This window comes from Candidatus Protofrankia californiensis (genome assembly GCF_900634765.1).
GTDB lineage: Bacteria > Actinomycetota > Actinomycetes > Frankiales > Frankiaceae > Protofrankia > Protofrankia californiensis.
The window spans coordinates 10,874-12,961 of sequence record NZ_CAAAFT010000395.1; the positions used below are offsets into that span (position 1 = coordinate 10,874).

Here is a 2,088-nt window from a genome sequence, read left to right on the forward strand (position 1 = left end):
CCGCCGGCGGGTGTGAGGGGCGCTGACGGCCAGCCGGCCGGGCGCCCGGCGGCGAACCTGGCTGCCGCCGCGCCGGCCCAGCTACCGGAGGAGATCGCCCAGGAGCCGTTGTGGCTGCCACCTCCGCTGATCGCGCCGGTGACGGGCTCACGGGACGCGGCGTCGCCGGCTGCGAACAGCCCGGGGACGGTGGTCGCGCATCCGTCGTCGACCAGGCGTAGCCCGCCCGTCCCGCGGACGGTGCCCTCCATGACGAAACGGATCGGGAAACGCTGGGTGAACGGGTCGATGCCCATCTTGTCGAACGGCAGGAAGAAGTTCGGCTGCGACCACCGCATCGCCTCCTGAAGGTGCGGCTCGGCCCGCTCGAGCCGGGCGTACACCTGCGTGTGCAGCGCCGCCCGCTGCACGTCGAGCAGACCGCCGGGGAACGCGGTGGTGGCCAGTTCGGTGCCGTCGGCGTCGGTGAACACGGCGAACTGGTACATCAGGCCCTTGGTCTGCGCGCCGAAGGCGGGCGCGATGCCGTACTGGCAGGAGAACTCCATCCCGGACAGTTCGGCGCCGAGCTCCACGGCCATCAGCGCGCCGTCGCCGGTGTCCACGTTGAGCCCCAGCGCGCCGGAACGGAAGGCGCAGCCTCCGGTCGCCAGAACCACGGCACCGGCACGCACCTGCCAGCGTTCGCCGGCCTGCTGGCGCCGGACGCCGGCGGCGCCGGTGACGACACCGTCGGGGTCGACCAGGAGCTCGAGGGCCGGCGACTGATCGAGGATGACGACGCCGGCGCGCCGGACCTGGCGGCGCATCAACCGCATGTACTCCGGGCCCTGCAGACTGCCGCGCTGCCGGGTGCCGTCGTCGGCCACCGGGAACGGGTAGCCCCAGCCGGCCAGCTGCTCGACCGCCTCCCACGTCCGGTCGAGGACGCGTGCCATCCAGTGCCGGTCGGTGAGGTGGCCGCCGGCGATCTCGCGGGCGGCGATTGCCTCCGTCCGGGAGCTCCCGCCCGGTGGCAGGTACCACAGGTTGTTACCGGCGGCCGCCGTCGAGCCGCTGGTGCCGCAGTAGCCCTTGTCGGCGAGCGTCACCCGCCGGCCGCGGCCCGCTGCCGCCAGCGCCGCCCAGGTTCCGGCCGGGCCTCCCCCGAGCACGAGGACGTCGGTCTCGGCGGGGACGGCGACCGGCCGCGGACGGCGTCTCGACACGACGCTCACCGCAGGACGCCGACCCGGCCGGCGCGCGTCAGGAACGCGTTGCGGTGTCGGTGTGGCTGGTGGGGCTGGTCGCTCATCGGATTCCTATTCTTGGCGGCATTCTCGGCGGCCGGCCGGAGCATGGTCAGGACGGACGGACACAGATGTGCGCCCGGCCGCGGACGTGGGTGACGACAGGAATCTTCGACAGTCCTCGATATCTCGGCCGGGCCGGAAACAAGCACGAAAACCAGCGGATGAACAGGTGGTGGTGGTGTCAGGTCGCCGAGGGCGCGGCGGGGTCGCTGTGAAAAGCCCCGTCGTTTCATCGACCACCCACAGGTAGATACCACTGCGGATACCACCACGGTATGAACAACGGATCGCCGTTGCTCCCGTCGGTGGCAGGAAGGACCATGCGCCGGATAACTATGGACGTGCTCACGACCGGTGCTACGAAAATGTCAGGACGGGTCAGCCCGACACAGGTCGCTGGCAACACGGACATAGTCCACCGCCCGCCGGACCGACAGCCTTCTCCCCGACACGTTGGCGACTATGTCGGTGGGAATGGCCGGTTGTCAACCCGCCTGCCTAGCCTCCGGCTAGCCTCCGGCAGCGCGATCATGGTCTTCTCGCGCTGCCGGAGTCCCGGGTTCCCTGGTCACCGGGTCCCCGGACGGCCGGTACCGGCTCCTGCGGCACTTGTCTGCCGCGGCGCCGCCGATCCCGGGCGCAGCGACCCCTGCCCCAGGCAGCGGATGCCGGTCGACCACCATGGCTCTCACCCGGGACGCGCCACCGGGCTGGCGGAAGACCCGATCATCGGACTCGATCCGTGGTTCTGTAACTCGTCCCACCGGTTTGTAACTCGTCCCACCGGTGTTGCGGG

General features: G+C 71.2%; 2 protein-coding genes. Both read right to left on the reverse strand.

The annotated features are described in order from the left end of the window. Nucleotides 1-1,217 (reverse strand): FAD-binding protein (locus DD1DGNOD_RS20295; RefSeq protein WP_346434359.1); only part of this gene is annotated, 1,217 nt, incomplete at its 3' end. A 584-nt stretch (nucleotides 1,218-1,801) separates the two neighbouring features. Beyond that, nucleotides 1,802-2,088 (reverse strand): hypothetical protein (locus DD1DGNOD_RS28300; RefSeq protein ID WP_206443330.1); only part of this gene is annotated, 287 nt, incomplete at its 5' end.